Raw genomic sequence first — 576 nt, forward strand, 5'->3', positions numbered from 1 at the left:
GGAGGGCTGGACCTGATCCTGATGGACGTGCAGATGCCGGGCATGAGCGGACTGGAGGCGACGCGCACCATCCGGGCGACGGAAGCCCGGCGCCGGCTTGTCCGTGTGCCCATCCTGGCGGTGACGGCCGGGGCGATGGCCGGTGATCGCCAGGCCTGCCTGGACGCAGGAATGGACGGCTACGTGACCAAGCCGGTCAGCCCGCAGCTCTTGCTGGGCGAGGTGGACCGCGTGTTGGCCGAGACCGGCCAGAGGGCCGACACCGCGCCACCACCTCCAGAGGCGCCCGGCGGCTTCGAAGCCGAACCGGATGCGGGCCCGACGGACCACCATCGGTCGTCGCCGCAGCCGTCCGTCGACCTCGACAAGCTGCGCCGCCGCCTGGACGGTGACGAGGCCACCCTCAAGGAGCTGGCTCACGCCATGCGGCTGGATCTGGCCGAGCGGCTCGAGGCCTTGCGGCTGGCGCTGGCACAGCGGGACGGCACCGCCGCGGTGGCGCACGCACACGGACTCAAGGGGTCGCTGGGCAGCATGACGGCCGAGAAGGGCGCCCGTCTCGCCAAGGGCCTGGAA

Annotated in this window: 1 protein-coding gene; it reads left to right on the forward strand. The window is 72.4% G+C overall.

Going from position 1 to position 576, the window contains the following annotated elements; translation table 11 throughout:
* Window positions 1-18 precede the first annotated feature (18 nt).
* Window positions 19-576: response regulator (locus ACLD7X_RS17990; RefSeq protein ID WP_411425056.1), on the forward strand; the 558-nt coding region annotated here is incomplete at its 3' end.

Source organism: Aphanothece microscopica RSMan92 (assembly GCF_046613545.2).
GTDB lineage: Bacteria > Cyanobacteriota > Cyanobacteriia > PCC-6307 > Cyanobiaceae > NIES-981.